This window comes from Pseudomonas sp. MUP55, from assembly GCF_034043515.1.
GTDB lineage: Bacteria > Pseudomonadota > Gammaproteobacteria > Pseudomonadales > Pseudomonadaceae > Aquipseudomonas.
Window position 1 is genome coordinate 926846 of sequence record NZ_CP138214.1, and the last position, 18790, is coordinate 945635.

General features: G+C 53.9%; 17 protein-coding genes, 4 tRNA genes and 1 pseudogene. 15 read left to right on the forward strand and 7 right to left on the reverse strand.

Features of this window, described 5'->3' with window-relative positions; genetic code table 11:
- Window positions 1-106: 106 nt before the first annotated feature.
- From clpB to SC318_RS04050, 5 genes are all read left to right on the forward strand, one after another.
- Entirely contained in the window at window positions 107-2671 is a 2565-nt protein-coding gene (gene clpB / locus SC318_RS04030) for an ATP-dependent chaperone ClpB (RefSeq protein WP_320429748.1), read from the forward strand.
- 302 nt (window positions 2672-2973) lie between these two features.
- Window positions 2974-3049: transfer RNA gene (locus SC318_RS04035), tRNA-Asn, on the forward strand.
- Window positions 3050-3058: 9 nt separating this feature from the next.
- A tRNA-Pro gene (locus SC318_RS04040) sits at window positions 3059-3135 on the forward strand.
- A 5-nt stretch (window positions 3136-3140) separates the two neighbouring features.
- Window positions 3141-3216: transfer RNA gene (locus SC318_RS04045), tRNA-Lys, on the forward strand.
- Window positions 3217-3404: 188 nt separating this feature from the next.
- A tRNA-Pro gene (locus SC318_RS04050) sits at window positions 3405-3481 on the forward strand.
- Between the two features lie 169 nt (window positions 3482-3650).
- Here the strand turns inward: SC318_RS04050 and xerC are convergent.
- Window positions 3651-4970 (reverse strand): site-specific integrase, encoded by a 1320-nt coding sequence (gene xerC / locus SC318_RS04055; RefSeq protein WP_320429749.1) that lies wholly within the window; start codon window positions 4968-4970, stop codon window positions 3651-3653.
- Window positions 4967-6853, reverse strand: coding sequence for a MobH family relaxase (mobH, locus tag SC318_RS04060; protein WP_320429750.1), 1887 nt, complete (start codon window positions 6851-6853; stop codon window positions 4967-4969). Before mobH ends, xerC begins: the two co-directional genes overlap by 4 nt.
- A 205-nt stretch (window positions 6854-7058) precedes the next feature.
- Here mobH and SC318_RS04065 point away from each other — a divergent pair, with 205 nt between their 5' ends.
- Complete coding sequence (locus SC318_RS04065; protein ID WP_320429751.1) at window positions 7059-7547, forward strand: hypothetical protein; 489 nt, start codon at window positions 7059-7061, stop codon at window positions 7545-7547.
- Between the two features lie 238 nt (window positions 7548-7785).
- Window positions 7786-8130 (forward strand): DUF3742 family protein, encoded by a 345-nt coding sequence (locus tag SC318_RS04070; RefSeq protein ID WP_122365620.1) that lies wholly within the window; start codon window positions 7786-7788, stop codon window positions 8128-8130.
- A gap of 43 nt (window positions 8131-8173) precedes the next feature.
- Here the strand turns inward: SC318_RS04070 and SC318_RS04075 are convergent, their stop codons facing one another.
- The 5 genes from SC318_RS04075 to SC318_RS04095 are packed head-to-tail and all read right to left on the reverse strand — an operon-like array spanning window position 8174 to window position 12843.
- Window positions 8174-9709: a conjugal transfer protein TraG N-terminal domain-containing protein gene (locus SC318_RS04075; RefSeq protein ID WP_320429752.1), complete on the reverse strand. Its 1536-nt coding sequence runs from the start codon at window positions 9707-9709 to the stop codon at window positions 8174-8176.
- A complete protein-coding gene (locus tag SC318_RS04080) occupies window positions 9706-10086 on the reverse strand; it encodes a hypothetical protein (RefSeq protein WP_320429753.1) in 381 nt (126 codons plus the stop codon). The genes SC318_RS04075 and SC318_RS04080 overlap by 4 nt, the downstream gene beginning before the upstream one ends.
- Window positions 10087-10094: 8 nt before the next feature.
- Window positions 10095-11456 (reverse strand): integrating conjugative element protein, encoded by a 1362-nt coding sequence (locus SC318_RS04085; protein WP_024073345.1) that lies wholly within the window; start codon window positions 11454-11456, stop codon window positions 10095-10097.
- Window positions 11457-11476: 20 nt separating this feature from the next.
- Window positions 11477-12418, reverse strand: coding sequence for a TIGR03756 family integrating conjugative element protein (locus tag SC318_RS04090; RefSeq protein WP_320429754.1), 942 nt, complete (start codon window positions 12416-12418; stop codon window positions 11477-11479).
- On the reverse strand, window positions 12415-12843 hold the full coding sequence (locus tag SC318_RS04095; RefSeq protein WP_320429755.1) for a TIGR03757 family integrating conjugative element protein: 429 nt from the start codon (window positions 12841-12843) through the stop codon (window positions 12415-12417). Before SC318_RS04095 ends, SC318_RS04090 begins: the two co-directional genes overlap by 4 nt.
- A gap of 208 nt (window positions 12844-13051) precedes the next feature.
- Between SC318_RS04095 and SC318_RS04100 the strand changes: the two genes are divergently transcribed.
- From SC318_RS04100 to SC318_RS04135, 8 genes and pseudogenes are all read left to right on the forward strand, one after another.
- Complete coding sequence (locus SC318_RS04100) at window positions 13052-13480, forward strand: LexA family protein (protein WP_320429756.1); 429 nt, start codon at window positions 13052-13054, stop codon at window positions 13478-13480.
- Complete coding sequence (umuC, locus tag SC318_RS04105) at window positions 13470-14768, forward strand: translesion error-prone DNA polymerase V subunit UmuC (protein WP_320429757.1); 1299 nt, start codon at window positions 13470-13472, stop codon at window positions 14766-14768. The genes SC318_RS04100 and umuC overlap by 11 nt, the downstream gene beginning before the upstream one ends.
- 26 nt (window positions 14769-14794) lie before the next feature.
- Window positions 14795-15436: pseudogene (locus tag SC318_RS04110) on the forward strand (SOS response-associated peptidase).
- Window positions 15437-15488: 52 nt separating this feature from the next.
- Complete coding sequence (locus SC318_RS04115; RefSeq protein ID WP_320429758.1) at window positions 15489-15725, forward strand: hypothetical protein; 237 nt, start codon at window positions 15489-15491, stop codon at window positions 15723-15725.
- Between the two features lie 127 nt (window positions 15726-15852).
- Entirely contained in the window at window positions 15853-16149 is a 297-nt protein-coding gene (locus SC318_RS04120) for a hypothetical protein (RefSeq protein WP_320429759.1), read from the forward strand.
- 15 nt (window positions 16150-16164) lie between these two features.
- Window positions 16165-16455 (forward strand): helix-turn-helix domain-containing protein, encoded by a 291-nt coding sequence (locus SC318_RS04125; RefSeq protein WP_320429760.1) that lies wholly within the window; start codon window positions 16165-16167, stop codon window positions 16453-16455.
- 234 nt (window positions 16456-16689) lie between these two features.
- On the forward strand, window positions 16690-17502 hold the full coding sequence (locus SC318_RS04130) for an isocitrate lyase/PEP mutase family protein (protein WP_320429761.1): 813 nt from the start codon (window positions 16690-16692) through the stop codon (window positions 17500-17502).
- 109 nt (window positions 17503-17611) lie between these two features.
- On the forward strand, window positions 17612-18703 hold the full coding sequence (locus tag SC318_RS04135) for a bifunctional transcriptional activator/DNA repair enzyme AdaA (RefSeq protein WP_320429762.1): 1092 nt from the start codon (window positions 17612-17614) through the stop codon (window positions 18701-18703).
- The last annotated feature ends 87 nt before the right edge of the window (window positions 18704-18790 follow it).

Consider the following 18790-nt stretch of genomic DNA (forward strand, 5'->3'; position numbering starts at 1 on the left):
AGCTGCTTGAATCCCGCAAAATCCACCCCATCTATAAGGGTATCTGGCAGGTTTCTTCATTCAGGATGTGTTTACAGCTCCGGCCTGCTCAAAAGGAAGGTGACTAATGCGTATTGATCGTTTAACCAGCAAATTGCAGTTGGCCTTATCGGATTCCCAGTCCCTGGCGGTCGGCCTTGACCACCCGGCGATTGAACCGGCGCACTTGATGCAAGCGCTCCTGGAGCAACAAGGTGGTTCTATCAAGCCCTTGTTGATGCAGGTGGGCTTTGACGTCAACAGCCTGCGCAAAGAGTTGAGCAAAGAGCTCGACCAACTGCCGAAAATCCAAAACCCCACCGGCGACGTAAATATGTCGCAGGACCTGGCACGCCTGCTGAACCAGGCAGACCGCCTGGCCCAGCAGAAAGGTGACCAGTTCATTTCCAGCGAGCTGGTGCTGCTTGCCGCGATGGACGACAACAGCAAGCTCGGCAAATTGTTGCTTGGCCAGGGCGTGAGCAAGAAAGCCCTGGAAAACGCCATCAACAATCTGCGCGGCGGCGAGGCGGTTAATGACCCCAATCACGAGGAGTCGCGCCAAGCCCTGGATAAGTACACCGTCGACCTGACCAAGCGTGCCGAAGAGGGCAAGCTTGACCCGGTGATCGGTCGTGACGATGAAATTCGTCGCACCATCCAGGTGCTTCAGCGTCGCACCAAGAACAACCCGGTACTGATCGGTGAGCCTGGCGTGGGTAAAACCGCCATCGCCGAGGGCCTGGCCCAGCGCATCATCAATGGTGAAGTGCCGGACGGCCTCAAAGGCAAGCGCCTGCTGTCCCTGGACATGGGGTCGTTGATTGCCGGCGCCAAGTTCCGTGGCGAGTTCGAAGAACGTCTGAAATCCCTGCTTAATGAATTGTCCAAGCAGGAAGGGCAGATCATTCTGTTTATCGACGAACTGCACACCATGGTCGGCGCGGGTAAGGGCGAGGGCTCCATGGATGCGGGCAACATGCTCAAGCCTGCCCTGGCGCGAGGCGAGTTGCATTGCGTCGGTGCCACCACGCTCAACGAATACCGTCAGTACATCGAAAAGGATGCGGCGCTTGAGCGGCGTTTCCAGAAAGTGCTGGTGGAAGAACCGAGCGAAGAGGACACCATTGCCATCCTGCGTGGCCTGAAAGAACGCTATGAGGTTCACCATAAAGTCGCGATCACCGACGGCGCGATCATTGCGGCGGCCAAGTTGAGCCATCGCTATATCACTGACCGGCAGTTGCCCGACAAGGCCATCGACTTGATCGACGAAGCGGCCAGCCGCATTCGCATGGAGATCGATTCCAAGCCGGAAGTGCTCGACCGCCTGGATCGCCGCCTGATTCAACTGAAAGTCGAATCCCAGGCGCTGAAGAAAGAAGAAGACGAGGCAGCGAAGAAGCGCCTGGAAAAACTCCAGGAAGAAATCGTACGCCTGGAGCGGGAGTATTCGGACCTCGAGGAAATCTGGACCTCGGAAAAAGCTGAAGTGCAGGGTTCTGCGCAGATCCAGCAGAAAATCGAGCAATCCCGCCAGGAACTGGAAGCTGCCCGCCGCAAAGGCGACCTGAGCCGCATGGCCGAGTTGCAGTACGGGGTCATCCCGGACCTGGAACGTAGCCTGCAGATGGTCGACCAGCATGGGCACAGCGAGAACCAGTTGCTGCGCAGCAAGGTGACCGAGGAAGAAATTGCCGAGGTGGTCTCCAAGTGGACCGGTATTCCCGTGTCGAAAATGCTCGAAGGCGAGCGCGACAAGCTGTTGAAGATGGAAAGCCTGTTGCACCAGCGCGTTATTGGCCAGGAAGAGGCCGTGGTGGCGGTGTCCAACGCGGTGCGGCGTTCGCGCGCCGGGCTGTCCGACCCGAATCGCCCGAGTGGTTCGTTCATGTTCCTCGGCCCGACCGGCGTAGGTAAGACCGAGCTGTGCAAGGCCTTGGCTGAATTCCTCTTTGATACTGAAGAGGCGATGGTGCGCATCGACATGTCCGAGTTCATGGAGAAACACTCGGTGGCTCGCCTGATCGGTGCACCACCAGGCTATGTGGGCTACGAGGAGGGTGGTTACCTGACCGAAGCCGTGCGGCGCAAGCCTTACTCGGTGATCTTGCTCGATGAGGTCGAGAAGGCGCACCCGGATGTGTTCAACATCCTGCTGCAAGTGCTGGAGGATGGCCGTCTGACCGACAGCCACGGCCGTACGGTGGATTTTCGCAACACCGTGATCGTGATGACCTCCAACCTGGGCTCGGCGCAGATCCAGGAACTGGTGGGTGATCGCGAGGCCCAGCGCGCAGCGGTGATGGACGCGCTGACCACGCACTTCCGGCCGGAATTTATCAACCGGGTGGATGAAGTGGTGATCTTCGAGCCTCTGGCGCGGGATCAGATCGCCGGTATCACCGAGATCCAGCTGGGACGCCTGCGTGCACGTCTGGCCGAGCGCGAACTGGCGCTGGACCTGAGCAGCGAGGCGTTGGACAAGCTGATCGCGGTGGGTTACGACCCGGTGTATGGCGCACGGCCGTTGAAACGTGCGATCCAGCGCTGGATCGAAAACCCGCTGGCGCAGCTGATCCTGTCGGGCAGCTTCATGCCGGGCACCAGCGTCGAGGCAACCGTGGAGAACGACGAAATCGTCTTCCACTAAGCCCGGCTGGCACTGCTATAAGAGGGGGCCCCGCATTGCGGGGCCTTTTTTTTCGATAGGGCGTTGAACTGTAAGGCAAAGGCTTGTAAAGTGCGCCCCGCAGCAACGTCAGCCCACGGGTTTCTTCTCCCCAAGAAGAAATCAGAAAGAAGCGCAAATCATTGTCTTAAAAGCAATTTAAAGGGTTGACAGGGGTTTTTAAGATTGTAGAATAGCGCGCCTCAGAGACGCTAACGTAGCGATACGGACAGGGTCGAAGAGAAGGTTGTACGCAGTAGAAGTTGTACTTTGAAATATGTAGTTCCGTGATAGCTCAGTCGGTAGAGCAAATGACTGTTAATCATTGGGTCCCAGGTTCGAGTCCTGGTCACGGAGCCAATTTCAAACCGGGGTATAGCGCAGTCCGGTAGCGCGCCTGCTTTGGGAGCAGGATGTCGGGAGTTCGAATCCCCCTACCCCGACCATATTTGGGTCGTTAGCTCAGTTGGTAGAGCAGTTGGCTTTTAACCAATTGGTCGTAGGTTCGAATCCCACACGACCCACCATTTTTGAGACCAGTTAGCGCTGGAATCAAATCTTAGAATCAGAGGTTCTAGCTCTGATAGAGGCGGTTTTACGGTTTTGGAAAGTGTTACAGCACTTAGATATCGCCGTAGACATGCAGCCGTCTGAGGCGAACAGTAGTTTCGGTTCGTCATGATGTCAATGTGCATCGGTTTTGCGATGTGCATTCCGGGGTATAGCGCAGTCCGGTAGCGCGCCTGCTTTGGGAGCAGGATGTCGGGAGTTCGAATCCCCCTACCCCGACCATATTTAATGAAAAAAGGCGCCTTTATGGCGCCTTTTTTTGTGTTTCGAACAAAGTCTTACCGTTCGTCTGAAAAAATCTGAGTCTCGACATGGTGCTTTATTCCGGGCAAGCGAAAGCCTCTGGCCAACCAGAATTCCCTACAGCCAGTGCGCTTCGATTATGAGCGTACTAGGGCGATGCTCGAGAAAATGATGAGCTTCGCATTGAATGCTCAGTTGAGGTGCGTTTCCTGAAGGTGCCGACACCAAGCCCGCTCGCCATTAGCGTCAATAGTAAACTCTGCTCTACTTGATCTACCGGTGGGTCCATGGAGCATGTCATTGACTCGCGATGCAGTTGCGCAGATGCGAGCTCGAGAGCTCTCTGTAGCGCGCTTCGGCCAGTCGACTTGGTCGGCCGGTCAATACTGACCTCTGTGCTGCTAGATTGTTGTGGAGCTGGCAGCTTCTTGGGCTCTGGTTGAGCGGTTTCCTGTGAGTGCACACCTATCTTGGCGGGTAAGGGGGCAGAGGGTGTGCCACTTGGATCAACCCGTCTCACTCGGCTTAGAGCGCCCTGAGCCAGGCTTCGCTCATGCAGAACAGCACGCATATGGTCGTAGTCCGCCTCTATGTAATTCATCGTTGTCGCTAGATTCGAGTGATTCAGCAGGCTTTTCGTGAGATGAATGTTTCGCTCAGGCTGCTTCATCAAGTCTGTTGCTAATGTGTGCCTGAAGCGGTGAGGGGTCATGCGCACGCCGATCTTATCGGTGAGCTTGCCGTACATTGACTCCACCTGGTCAATGTTCATTTCCTTGCCATAGAAGTGACGAGAGAATCTGTTGACGTTGAACAGCTGATCGTCTGGTGAAAAACCGATTTTTTCGGCCTCCCCCAGGATCCTGGATAAGTGTGGAGCGAGTCCTTCCATAATGGGGAGGAAAAACTCCCGATGAGTCTTCTCTGTTTCACCGCGGACCAAGATCATCTGGCTGTCCCAGTCGATATCTTTGTAGCGCAGGCACAGCAGGGCATTCAGACGTATGCCTGTGTAATAAAACATCTCGAAGACGCTGAGCCAGAACCAGGCTGGTGTGATCTGGCTACGTTCATGCGTACAACGTTCTTGGCCTACAAGGGATATGAGCCAGTTGCGTGCTCGTTGGATGGCGTCTCCATTGATTATCTTGCTGGCTCGCTTTGGTGGGATAACGCTGGTTTTCTTGAATGGGTTGATCGTGGTATGGGTCATCAGGCCGTGTTCTATGGCATAGCCCCAAACAGTTCGAAGGTGATTTGAATAGGTGTTCCAGCTGCGTTTGGATAATCCGTTCTCAAGGACTTTTTTTCGCCATGTCAGAACCGCACGATGATCGATCTCCTCAACTGAGGCCGTTCGGAAATGCTTGAGTAGTGCTTTGGTCGAGGCACGATAGATCTTTGCACTGGCAGGCCGCAGATCATGGGCAAAGATGTATTCCTCCGTCAGATTCGAGGGCGTCGTCATTGTGGCGGCTCCGTTGCTTCTGACTTCAAGGACAGGCTGATATTGTCGAAAGGGACCTCAGAGAAGATTGTTCGCGGGTCTAGTAGTAAGTACCCCTTGAGCTGCTTGGATTTTCGAGGTCCAACAACGTCACAGGTCCAAATATTCAAACTCTTATGCGTTTTTCGATGAAGTTTCTGTTTCTCGAAACTACGTTGAACCAGCTGCCAGGCGCTGACTTGCTGTACTTTGGCTTGCTGTTCGATATGGGGGAATTCAAGGACGTAGCGTTTGAAAATTCCAGGCGTTACCAGCATAGCGGTCCCTGCTACGGTATGAACCAGCGCTTTGGTATCGTTGATAATGATGGTCCGGGATGCGATGCCTTTCTTAAGCCATTCAACAAATCCCTGACCGATCTCGGTGTTATTGCTAGGCATCGGAGTGACTTCTTCGATTATTGCTAAAGGCGCACCTCCTTGATTGGAGGTTTGGGAAGGCTGGATTTCATCCAGTTTCGGAGGCGCGGTATGTGCCGCTGAGACCGCTTTGTTTTTGGTGTCTTCTGATGGCTCATTGATGTTACCAAGGAGCGCCAGTAGCTCGTCAAATTCATCGGTACTGCTCGAGGAATGCTGAGGTAGTTCGAACGGTGATGGCTGTGCCGGTGCTAAAGGCGCCGGCACATGGCTGGATTGAATTTCCGAAGGCGACTTTTTGGCCGGTGTGGCGACGGTATTTTCAGCTGCAGAGTCTTCTACCGGGTTGCCAGCTTCTACCTCAAGAATCCCAGCGTAAGCTGTGGGCCGATCACTTGGATCATTCCAGATCAGTGCCGGTGAGAGCTTCAGCAGGGTGAAGGTGTTTCGCCAGCCACGACCATTGTCTATCGTGGCTTTCCAGATTGCTTTGTCTTGGGCATTGGTTTGGATTACCCCCTGATCTTGCAGCATGTTGAAAAAAGGCGCATTCGAACTGGGTACACCTTCAACGCCTTGGGTCAGCAAATAGGCTCGCAATTGATCAGCAATAGGCTTGCTAACCAGCCAAAGAGCATCCTGTGTCAGCCATCCATCTGACGGTCCATCGGGTTGATTCAGTTTGAATGTATCTCGGACCAGGTGACGCAACCCATCTGCTAATTGACGCTGCAAAGACTGTTTGGGCGCGGACAGCGCGCGGGCTGGATTTCCACCGAGTTCCTGTGCGACGGACGCCTGATCGGCCTTGACCACGATCTCTCCCAAAATGCCGGCATGTTCGTACTGACCAGCCAAAATGAAGATTAATTGCGACCACACTTCGGGGAAATTACTGAGCCAATCTAAGATTTCTGAGGAGAGGATCTGCGCGTAGATCAGTGCGGCAGCGGCTCCGTGAAGTTGGTAGTTGCGTCCTTTCACGTAGCGGAATCGATAGGGACGATCGATTGGGCCGTGCCACGGGTGCCAGGTTTTACCTCCTGCCAGCTCGACGTGCACGTCGACGGCGATCTTGCCGAGGTCGTGTATCAGAGCGCCGTAAGCCGCGGCGGCAGTCCAGGCCTCAGCCTGTGCGGATTGAGACTCCGGCGGTGCGCCTATAGGAAGCAGGTAGCTCTGTCGAATTTTCAAGGCATAGGCGACGATTTCAAGCCCGTGATCCAGCATGCCGCCAGGGTGTGCATGATGGTGGTTTTGCGAAGCAGGGAGCTGCTGGACCAACTCCGCGTAGCGCTCAAGTGGACGCCTATAGAGCTCGACAAACTGTGAGCGAGATAACGATGCGCGCTGCCAAATGTTCTCCAGTAGTTTCTGACGGCGCGGCGATGCCAGTAGTGCATGGCTAGAGGCCGGCTGTATAAAACCGTTAGGGGAGGGGCTTTGGGCGGGTAGCGCTTTATTGCGGCGGAAAATAGAGAACATCGCCTGCTCCGTAAATGATTCATGGGGCAGGCTTTTCTCCTATCAAAGGGGGGGCGAGCAAGGGGAAAGGATCACTGGTGGTCTCGGGTATTTCTTTTGGCGAAGAGCCATCTTTCTATGGTGGTGACGGAGAAAGGAATGCAGAATTATCGTCGTTTCGGTCTAAGGGCACGGTGCCGCAGATCGACCATGTGAGGAAAAAATGATGGTTTCACTTCGCTACGCTACGAAATCAACCTCAGATAATGTTTGGGCACTTTGTGATTTGATACGTGACAATAAGTGTGATGAGATCATTCTTTTTGCTAGCGTAGGGAATGATCTTGATGATGAGGAAGCAAGGTGGGACAACAACCTTCCTTTGGTTGTCGCCTTAGCTAAATATATTATTCCTCACGTTGATAGCGTCTTGGTGGTTTTTGATGGAGTGTTTCTAACCGCTGCGCGTTCCGCTCGTTATGGTGAAGTACGTGAACTGCTGGATGTAGCTATTGCGTCTGACAAGGTTTATTACTCTGGGCAGAGAGCCCCACTTACTAGCGAAATGACTCCTGACGAGGCTGTTTCAACTCTTATTAATTTAGGTTCTATCCAACCGTTGACGGTTGAGTCCAGAGCTGAATACTTTTCTTTGCTTAGTAATTTTACAGAAGACGAGTTAGTTGAAATTTATTCGACTCGGGAGATGCGTTGATGAGATTGGACCTTTTTCCCGCTGAAAGCGGCCCTTTCGGGTAAGGCTTTTACCCTTGTGAACCATTCCATTCGCTTCTACAGAACCCTTTACCTTTTGGGCCATTTCTGCAGCGAAAATGGGACGGCGCTAGGTGCCAAGGGTAACGGCCGTTTGTCTCATGATCTTGCGGCAGAGAAAAAACGGTATTATAAGTAATGTCATATCGCCCCTAGGTGGGGTTAGAAGGAGACGCACCATGACCACGCAGACCTCTCAGGGAGTAGCAAGTCGCTTAGGCTATGGCCTGGGTCAGGCTGTGCGCCTCGTTTGGTGCAGTCAGAGCCGCACGTTGCGTTGGGTCAAGCGTCTGGCGGTGGCGTTGGTGCTGTTGTATTTTTCAGTGGGGATGTTTCATTGGATTGCCAGTGTATTCATGGGTGTCCTGGCCACAGTGCTGATTTTACTAGCAATCGTGAAAGGGGATTTTTCTATCCTAGAAGGTCAGCCTGGGGCCGTTGAGTCGGAAGATGGCTTCCGATACGGCCTATCTGGTTATGGTCAATATTCGAACGGTGCACGGATTGACTCTGATGATGAATAGTTGAGGATGCCGCTAACACATCCTCACTAACTTGACCAATCTTCTAAGGTTTTTTGCTTGAAATGTCACCCAGGGCCTGTTTCGCTAGGCCACCTCCTTGGGAGCCAGCTTTTTGAACCCCGTCTGTACCTGTTTGTAGCCCGCCCAGTACCGAGCCTGCCTTAACTCCCGCCCAACCTAGGGCGCCCATCCAAAACACTGGCAGAATAATGAACATTGCTCCCATCACGAAGTTTAAAATTGCATCCTGAGTGGCAGTGTTCAATCCCATTACAGGATCAAATGAAAGATATGGTGATCCTGCTCCATACAATGCGTCGAGTATTGTGCTGTCTACCCATCTTGCTAGTTGAAACCAGAAGTCCACGAAGATCAGGGCAAAAAACATCACGGTCAAGGTCATAGCAACTTGAAGTTGGTAAGCTCCGACTATTAATACCAACGGAATGCAGATCACCATCGCCATTTTCAAAAAAGCCATGACCATCGGTAGCGCTTGGCGAACCATGTCCATCGCTGGGAAATAGGCCATAGTTCCTAATGCAACTCCCAGAGTCCCTGCTGCCCGGGCTGCTCCATTCCACACGGTTCCGTTGATTTGCCCCCCGTAATCCGTATAAACATCCCCTTTCACCTGGTTCGACGGCGAGACCAGTTGCCGAACAAGCGAGTCAGTCACATCTTCCGGGGATAGCCACTTTGCCCATCCGAGCATTTTCGTCATGAGGTCCGGCGACACTTGAGCCTTGATACGATCCCGCAGTCCCACTCCGCTATCCGACCACCATTGTTTGCAAGTTGGATAGCCTCCACCTCCACTCACTTGTGGTAAACCCACATCGCGAGATGAGCTATAGGGCCATGAGGCCCTTGGAGTTTTGGAGTAGTCCGTGTCGTAATATCCCGAGGTGTTCAATAAATAGTGCGAACCAATCCAGCTGAGTTCTTTTGCAAAACGAGGGTCATTCCCTTGCGCTCCCAATTCGGGTTGGCGCATGAATAATCTGGCACGGGAGGGTCCATAGCAATCGTGCGTAAAGTCGCCAATTTCCTGAGCCAATAGCGGGTTGTTGATCTTGGTGTTGCTAACTTCCATGCGTACTTGCCGTAGATCAGTCCCGCAGGGAATTGCTGCTACAGCGCCACTGGTTAATCCCTTTGATAATGCATGCATTAATGCCCACCACATTGGCATCTGGGCACTCTTTCCTGCCAGTGAGCTGAATGTTGTGTTCCAGCCTGTGTCTGTGGGTTTAGGTAAGTTGTATTGACATTGCTGAGCTCTACTCTGGTCAAATGCCAAGGTATCAAAACTCACATTGACGGCTGGTACAGCGAAGAATGCGACTACGATGTAGCCAACGTAGATATTGGTTTCGATACGTGCCAGTGAGAGAACGCCTTTGTTGCCCTCATCGGCCCCCTCACCACGGACTTTCAGCCACTCTCGAATAACGATGATGCAGAAGGGGAGGGCGAATAGACCGGTATCTGAAATCATCGCCCAGATACCATTGTTGATGATCCAACCGACCAACGTCAGGTAGTACTCTAAATAGTCATTGGTGTAGAGCGTCACAGAACACCCCCTGCCTGATACAGCACCTTGCTCAGTTCAACCATCAGAAATAATAAGATCACCATTATCTCGATCTTCAACAGGCCTTTGCGCCGTTTCGAGCGTTCTGAGTTCGATAACCGTGCCTTGAATTTGAACCAGGCAACGGTCAGTGCGATATAAAGCATTAGGCGCCAGGTAAAGAGCGGCCAATATTGGTCGGTGCGCCAGGCTTGCCATTGCTCGGAGCTGTCGAACATGTTCATCAGGACAGCGCTGAGTAGGACTACGAGGGCGGCAGTCGCGAGCAAAACACCCAGAACAAGCAGAATGCTCCTCCCGGTTCGTCGAACCAGCGAACGGTTGGGAGCGGCGACAGGCTCCTGTATTTCGGTCATGGCCTTTCTCACTGTTTGTTCTGGGCGGGTGACTGCAACTGGTCCAATCGATTCGTTTCTGGGGCTCCCGGGGAAACGCCACGAGAGTCTTCTGCCCGTGCTTTGCTGCGTTCAATGATGGTCAGAGGCGAGTTCTTCGCGAGCTGCTGACGCATGTCCAGTTCCATTTTGAGGTTGCCGATCTCCTGTTGCAGCGAGGAGCTCTGCTGGCCGACTGCCTGGACGGCGAGGTCATTAGCCGCGACGTTCGGTTCCCGACTGCCTGCCATCAAGGTGCGCTGTAGGGTCAGAGCTTTCTCCAACACATCGGACAACGCGACTTCGGAGGCAAGCCGGCGAGCGAGTACGTCCTGGTCGCGCTCATCCTTGAGTGCTGCTACAACGCCTCGGGTGATGGGTAACGAGTTGCTGCTCGCTGCTTCCAGGTTTTCTAGCGACAGCGTTTTGCTTCCGCTCAGCAGTTCCTGCAGGGCCTTCAGCTTGGTGTCGTATGTTTCCTGGATCAGCGGCGTGAGGCCGACGCCTGCGGCTGTCACCGTTTTAGGGCAACTGTCACAGGTCTGCTGTTGTTGTTCACCCAGGACACGATTGGCAAAGGTGGTGGCTTCCTGGGGCGATGACCAGACATTACACACCATGCCGTTGTTGCAGTTCGCTTTACTGATGGATGCGGTGTCGCCGGCCGCGCGCTTGTTCAGAAGGTTGTAGCCAGCCTTGGTGACGTCGCCTACGATACGAATTGGCTTCTGACCGGAACCACCTGCTCTATCACCACCAACCCAAGTGACGCCATCGTTTCCACCTTTCTTTTCGACTTGTTCCACCGCCGATACTGCGTCTGTGTTGGATGTTAGCGCCTGACTCATAGCCTGACCTTCAGCAAGCTTGCCCCAGCCCATTTGGTTACCGGCGATATCCGCCATCTTTTCGCCAATGGCGCGGCAGGTGCCTTTGGAGCGGTCGAAGTCCAGGCGGGCCTGCAAAATGCCGTTGGTGATGAGGTTGTATAGCGCCGGGTTCGCACGTTGAAGAATCAGTGCCGGCAGCGAAGCCACGGCGCTGGTGGCGCTCTGTACCACCGAGCTCATGATGTTTTTGAAGCCGGAAGTGGCACCATTCAATTGGTTTTCAAGGGTTGTGCTCAGGCTCATGTTTCCGCAGATTAGATTGGTATTCCAACCGCCTCCCACAGAAATACTATCCATGTTACCTGCGCTCCCCATGGTGACTGCGTTGCCGCCGCCAATGCTATACAGCACGTTGTCCCCAATGACGCTTCCGGAGGATGAGACGTTGATTGGATCAGCAGAGAGCGCTATTGCACTGCTGAGGCTGCAGGCGAGCCCTATCGCCAAGGTAGTGAGTTTCATGCTTTGCTCCGATCGCTGTTTCATTGGAAGTCCGTACTGCCGAGGAAGGTCTGTCCACGACGCTGGCAACACGAATAAGGGCGCCAGAGTGCCCAGGCGTAGCCGCCATCCTGCGCATCGATGTTCGGACCGATGGTGGGAAAGGTTGCGCAAGTCGGGTTGAGGACTGGGGTTAGCTCTTGCCACTTACCAGTGGAGGCGTCACCTTCGCGTAGTGGCCCTGCGGGCCAGTAACCGGGGTAGGGAAGGGCGAGCATCGGCAAGTAGACATGGACCTGGCCTGGGCGGGTAACCACGTCGCCGGCACGCTGCGCAATAACTGCGCCCGTTTTGTAGTCGTCAGTCTGGTTAAGGAAGCCGCTACGCGGGTAGACGTTCCCCCAGCTGCTTGCTGAGAGCAGGCTACCGACTTCGCGCATGCCCGGAATGAGTGCTTCGGGGTATACGGATTCCGGGACGCCGTATCGCCAAGCAATGGGGTCAAGGGTGCTTAGAAAGTAAGGCACAAGCGGTAAGGTTGCGCCTTTGCATACATAGCCCGAGGCGCTGGCAAACTGACTCAACGCCGCACCACCCGGATGGCCGATGACATCGGCTTCCTTAAATTTGATGATGTTGTTCTCGGCAACGTGATTGGTAGTGCCGTCGTTGCCCGCTTGGGCCATCGGATTCGGGGTGCCAAGAGGTGACATCTCTATCCAAGGGTTCATCCCGGTATTCGCATATGCAGACACCACAGCGTCCGGTACGTAGTGACGAACCTTGGTCGAGGTTTTGACTTTGCATCCGAATGGCGTGCAGAGCAGCCAATAGCAGATGCCGACCACTTTGTACTCCAGGCAGGTTAGTGACAGGGTCGAGGCAATAATCGCTGCCGAGTTGATCGCAGCCGATGCACTGAATGACAGGCTGAAAGTGATAGCCAGCGACAAAGGCCGGATCGCAAAACGTGAGCGTCTCATCGTGAAAGGCTCCGCGCTCGTTCAATCAACGCGACGGCTTTAGCTACGTCAGGCTCGCCGTACACGACGTAGCGCCGATCTACGACCACGGCTGGGAGTTTTTCGACTCGCAGGCTCCAGGCGTCTGTGACGCCCTGCTGGGCTTGGGCCAGCTCGTTTTGCAGATGCTTCCCTGCAGGGCTGACCAGGTAGCGTTGAATGGCCGCTTCTGCCTGGCGTGGATCGGCGGGTAGTTGGTTGGAAAGTTGTTCTTCAAGGCGCTGCTGATCATCCAGGAAGATGACGCGAGCGCCAGAAGGTGCGGATACTGGATGTGCTCGGTTTGTAATGACCCACGTCTCCGCGTGGGACGCAGTGGACAAGAGCAGTAGCAGTGAAAACAGCCAGCGCCGCGTTTCGCTAAGGTGGGCAAGGATCTGGAGCATGGCACCGTACCTGATATGGATTCAGGTACAGAAGACCGGATGGCTGTCTTGAGCGCAGTAAGAAATAGGAATTTGGAAGCTTTGGGTATTTGAGAGCGACGAGTTCGTGTGGGTTGGATTAGAGATGGCACTTGGTCGGCTCAAATTGACGACGCAGTGAGTACGCAGTTAACTGGCTATCCATACAGTAACTATTCAGGCCAAGTTTATGAGCGCGACCCTTCTTGGTCCCATCGCTGGCGGTGGTCATTCCCTGCCGATGTACTCCAATCCTGTCTCGGCTGGATTTCCATCGCCGGCGGCTGATCATCTGGAAAAGTTGATTTCGCTGGATGAGCTTTTTGAAATCCGTGCACCACACGTTTACCTAGCTAAGATCCAGGGCGACAGTATGCAAGGGATCGGCATTTTCAGCGGTGACCTGGTGATTGTTGACCGAAGCAAAACGGCCCGTCATGGCGATATCGTTATTGCGGCGCTCAATGCCGAGTGCGTGTGCAAGCGTCTGCACTATCGAGATGGCCAAGTGATTTTGATGGCTGAAAATCCTAAGTATCCCCCCAGGTACGTAATGGAAGGCGACGAGCTTGTGATATGGGGTGTGGTCAACTACAGCGTGCGCGACCATGAACGTTAAGGTCGACCTCAACCCCGCCTTGCCAATTTTCGCGCTCGCGGATTGCAACAGCTTCTACGCCAGTTGCGAGCGTGTCTTCCGACCGGACCTGGCGAGCACGCCCATCGTGGTATTGAGTAACAACGATGGTTGCGTAATCGCACGCAGCTATGACGCGAAACCTTTCGTCAAAATGGGCGCGCCCTATTTCCAGATCAAGGACACGTTGCGACGTCACGGCATCATGGCCTTCAGCAGCAACTACGCGCTGTACGGGCAAATGTCCGAAAGAGTAATGACGCTGATTGAATCGATGGTGAGCGACAGCGAGGTCTATTCCATCGATGAAATATTCTGCGACCTGACCGGTATGCCCGTCGACCTCACAGAATTTGGGCGAAAGATCCGTGCCAAGGTCCTAAAGCACACCGGTATCCCGGTGGGTGTGGGCATTGCCCACACCAAAACCCTGGCAAAACTGGCCAATCACACGGCAAAACGCCTGCAGGCGCAAACCGGCGGTGTCGTGGATTTGTGCGATCCGTTCAAACGCGACTGGGTGTTGCGCAACACCGCCGTAGAAGAGGTCTGGGGCATCGGTCGACGCATGACAGCGCACATGCAGGCCTTGGGCATCCGCACGGCCATGGACTTGGCCAAGGCGGATCCGCTCCTACTCGGCCGCAAATTCAGCGTCGTCCTTGAGAAAACCGTGCGCGAGCTCGCCGGCACTTCGTGCCTGGCCCTGGAAGAGGCGCCGCCGGCCAAGCAGGAGATCTGCTGCAGCAGAATGTTCGGCATGCGCCTGGAGACGATCGAGCCGATAAAAGAGGCGGTGGCCACCTACGCGCAGCGGGCTTCGGAGAAGTTGCGGGCTCAGCATTCACTGTGCAAAAAGATCCGCGTGAGCATCCGTACCGGCATGTTTAACCCCGATGAGGCTCGTTACGCTAACGGCGTGGTCGTGGAGCTACCCTACCCTACCAATGACGTGCGTTTGATCACCAAGGCCGCGACACAGGCGGTGGAACGCCTGTTCCGCCCTGGGTTCCGATACAGCAAGGCTGAGATTTTGTTGATGGACCTTCGTCAACCAGGTGAATTCACCGACGACCTGTTCGCGCACACGCAGCCAGCTGCAGCGGACAAGGTGATGAACGTTCTCGATGAAATCAACAACCGGTGGGGCCGCGGAACGCTGCGCGCTGCAGCGGTGCCGGCGGCGCCGGCCTGGGCGATGCGTCGTGAGTTGATGAGCCCGAACTACACCACCAGGCTTGATCAGCTCTGGATGGTAAATGCCAATTGAGGCGTCAGAATTGAAGGAGTTTCAAAATGTGCAGTCATTACGAAGCACCGGCGCCGCAGCGGGTAGCTGACACCTTCGGCGTTGAACCCTATGAACAGGGCAAGCTGGATCTGTGGCCAGGCTACATCGGGCCCTTCATCCGCCGCGCGGAACACGTCGACCTCGAGGCAGAGTCGCCGGCGCCGAATGAAGTACTCGCCGGTTCGTTCGGCCTGGTCCCTTCCTAGAGCCAAGACACCAAAATCGCACGGAAAACCTACAATTGCCGATCGGAGACAGCGAGTGCTAAGCGGTCTTTTCGCACCGCTTGGCGTCAGTCCCGCCATTGCATTATTCCTGCAGTAGCGATCTATGAGCCTGACTGGCGAACGGGAAAATCCATTCCCACGCGCATAGTTCGGTCGGATGGTGAATTGATGGGAATCGCCGGCCTGTGGGAGAAATGGCACGAACCTGGTACCGACAGGATCCTGCACAGTTTTACGATGCTCACGATCAATGCCGATGACCATCCTTTCATGCGTAACTACCATAAACCCGAAGACGAAAAGCGCATGGTAGTTATCCTGCCCAAGGGGCTGTATGCCGATTGGTTGAGAGCCTCGGCCAGCGATAGCATGGAGTTCATGCGTCAGTACCCGGCAGACCGCATGGCAGTCGCCATGTGAGGCTATACCGCTGCCTACGCTAACCTGAACTGACAAAAACGAGAGTGATTGAATGACCAAAGATGAACTGCGACAACAGCTGCAGGAGCAGTTTGAGCAGCACTTGCAAGCAAACCCCGACGCGGTGACGCTGTATGCGCCAGAGTCGGAACCCGAAACCAAGCCGTGGAAAAAGCATGGATCATTATTCGCAAGGTCATTTGGACGCCTGGGGCCTAGATTGGCAACTGGGCAAGTTGTTGGTTTGCCGGCACTGCGGTATGAAGCAAATGTTCACCACTCCGACTAATCCATTTCCTGGACACAAGTCGGGCTGCGAGGGCAAGCGCGCCAGTAAATACCCATTGCTGGAATTGGCTGAGATTCTTCGCGCGCTACCACCACCTCCCGACCAGCACTGATCAACGGAAAAATCAATGAGCATTCTTAGCATACGGCTACAGAAGGTTGGTGGTGTAGGTCCGACAGCGGCGGCACTGATCATGGCCATAGCTATTGGTGTTGCTACGATTTTGCTTACCCGTTTTGGGCTCAACATCCAAGCAACACAGTTTGCATTATCGCTTTGCGCTGGCTGGGCATTACCAGGTGCCTATGGTGCATCGCTGAAAGAGCACGGCTTGAAGCGCCTGTGGCTTTCGGTCTTGCTCGTAGTGGCACTTTTCTTTTCATCGACCCCCATTCGGTACCTGCTATTGGGTTTCATTGGATAAGTCGAGGATATGTCGATGCCGACCATTGCAGTAAGGCTCAAAAGTGAACGCAAGCGGCTGGAACTCACGCAAGCTGAAATGGCTGAACGTTGCGGCATATCACGGGAGATTTGGTGTCGGTACGAGCACGGTAAGGGGCTTCCAGGTAGCGAAGTGCTGCAAGCCTTCTTGAAGGCGGGAGGCAACGTTCACTTTGTCTTATCAGGAGAATCACCTGCGGAGGAAACGTTGTTGATCGAGCGTTTCAGGGCATGTCCAAAAGTGCTGCAAGACGCCATCTTGCGGGCATTGAAAACAGAACACTGAATTGCAGGAAAACCGTAAGCGTCCGGGGAAGTCATCTACCCATCCCTGCGGTGGCTGAATGTGTACGGCAACGTCTTTCAGCAGTCTTTTGAGAAGGTATTCAGCCCTCCCTAGCCCGCAAAAGCTATATTCGCTAGCTCTTAAATCACTGTCGATTTCTCGGTGGAGACGTCGGTGTAGTCAGCTTACGATAGCGCGCTCTGCATCTGTCTTTTCTCACCGGGGTACCACTGAATGACGCCACTAAGTGCGGTTTTTCGCAACCTTCACCAAGATAATTTGTTGGTACTCGCCAACGTGAGCGATGCTGGCAGCGCACGTATTGTCGAGAGCGTAGGGAGTAAGGCTGTCGCGACCAGCAGCGCCGCCGTTGCTTGGGCACATGGATACCAAGATGGCAATCAACTTCCCCTAAAATTGCTGACTACTACAGTTGAGTCAATGGTTCGAGTGCTTACAGTCCCCCTCACGGTCGATGTCGAAGGGGGCTATTCCGATGACCTTGAGTCGGTTGCTAAAGTTATTGACTGCGTAGTTAGCACTGGAGCCGTAGGCATAAACATTGAGGACGGAACAGGCAGCACCGATCTGATTTTGCGAAAAATCGAAATGGCAAAGAAGGTAGCAAACAAGCATGGAATCGACCTGTTCGTGAACGTACGAACTGACGTTTATCTGCGATGTTTAGTAGAACCAGCGCGACAATTGGCAGAGACCCTCTTCCGTGCATCGCTGTTCGAGCAAGCAGGTGCAGACGGCATTTTTGCGGCTGGAATGGTTGAGGAAAACGACATTGCTACACTGTGCGAGGCAACGCGGCTACCTGTCAACCTGCTTGCCTGGAACGGCCAGCCCAGTATGGATCAATTGAAGAGTCTAGGCGTCAACCGGCTAAGCGCCGGATCCAGCATCGCTGAGTTCTTATACGGTGCCAACAAGGCGATAGCAACGAGCTTCTTGCGAACGGGGAAGCTTTTCGAGTATCCATTGGACGCATATACCTACAGCGACCTGAATAGCCTTATGGCAGCAAAAAAAAACACCTAGGCGAAAAGTAACCTTCGCTCTATCAATCTGTGATTCGCATGAAAATCGCCGCTGTTTCCCGCACCTCGAAAGCGATTTTCACTCCCATTCGAGGACGAGGCTACGGTCTATGAGATCTTACAATCACGCTCTTCCGCCCAGAAGCGAGATGGTGAATGCGATGCTATGCAGCGACACCGCCTATGAGGGCGTTTTTTTCACTGCTGTCAAAACTACAGGTATTTTTTGCCGCCCTACATGTAGTGCACGTAAGCCAAAGCCCGAAAATGTAGAGTTTTTTTCGCAGGCTGACAAAGCGATGGCAGCAGGTTATCGGCCTTGCTTACGATGCAAGCCATTGGATCTCGCGGCTTCCGCGCCAGATTGGGTCAAGGGGCTGCTAGCTTCTATATCTGCATCACCTAACGCTCGCTGGACTGATGCTGAACTAACTACGCGTGGTATCGATCCACTACGCTTACGCAGGTGGTTCAAACAAAATTTTGGCATGACTTTTCACGCATGGATGCGTTCTAGAAGGCTCGGTGTCGCCCTAGGCCGGATCTCTTCGGGCGAAACGCTGGATAACACAGCATTTGACTTAGGGTACGAGTCATTGAGTGGCTTTAGAGATGCTTTCAAAAAAACATTTCAAATTCCCCCTGGTAAGGCAGCTGAAACGCCGCTCCTGCTTTATCGCCATCTGACTACACCGTTGGGCCCAATGATTGCCATGGCAGAGGAACGAGGTTTGGTACTCCTCGAGTTTCTTGACCGCCCGGCCCTAACCGCTGAATTAAACGAATTGCGTGGGCGGCATGGGTATTCAATCGCGCCTGGCGAGCATCTCTTCATCAAGCAGATCGAAGTTCAACTAAAACTTTATTTTGATGGGAAGCTAAAAAGGTTTTCAGTACCGCTCCATATGCCAGGCAGCTCTTTTGACAGGCTTGTGTGGGCAGAGCTTCTAAAAATCGACTATGGAACCATTTCAACCTACGGTGCCATCGCTAGGGGCATTGGTAAGCCAGGTGCAAGCCAAGCAGTGGGCAATGCAAATGGACACAATCGCTTATCTATTGTTGTCCCCTGTCACCGTGTCATAGCGACAAATGGTTCACTCGCCGGATATGGCGGAGGACAGCCCCGGAAAGAGTTTTTACTGCGTTTGGAGAAGACTGCTTTGCAAATGACTCAACAGAACGAATTTCTGTTGAATTAGTTGCTAATAAAAATATACGCAGACACAACGACTCTCAGCGCGTCCTTTTTAAAGATCCGAGGGCACTTATTGGCTAGCTGAACCAAC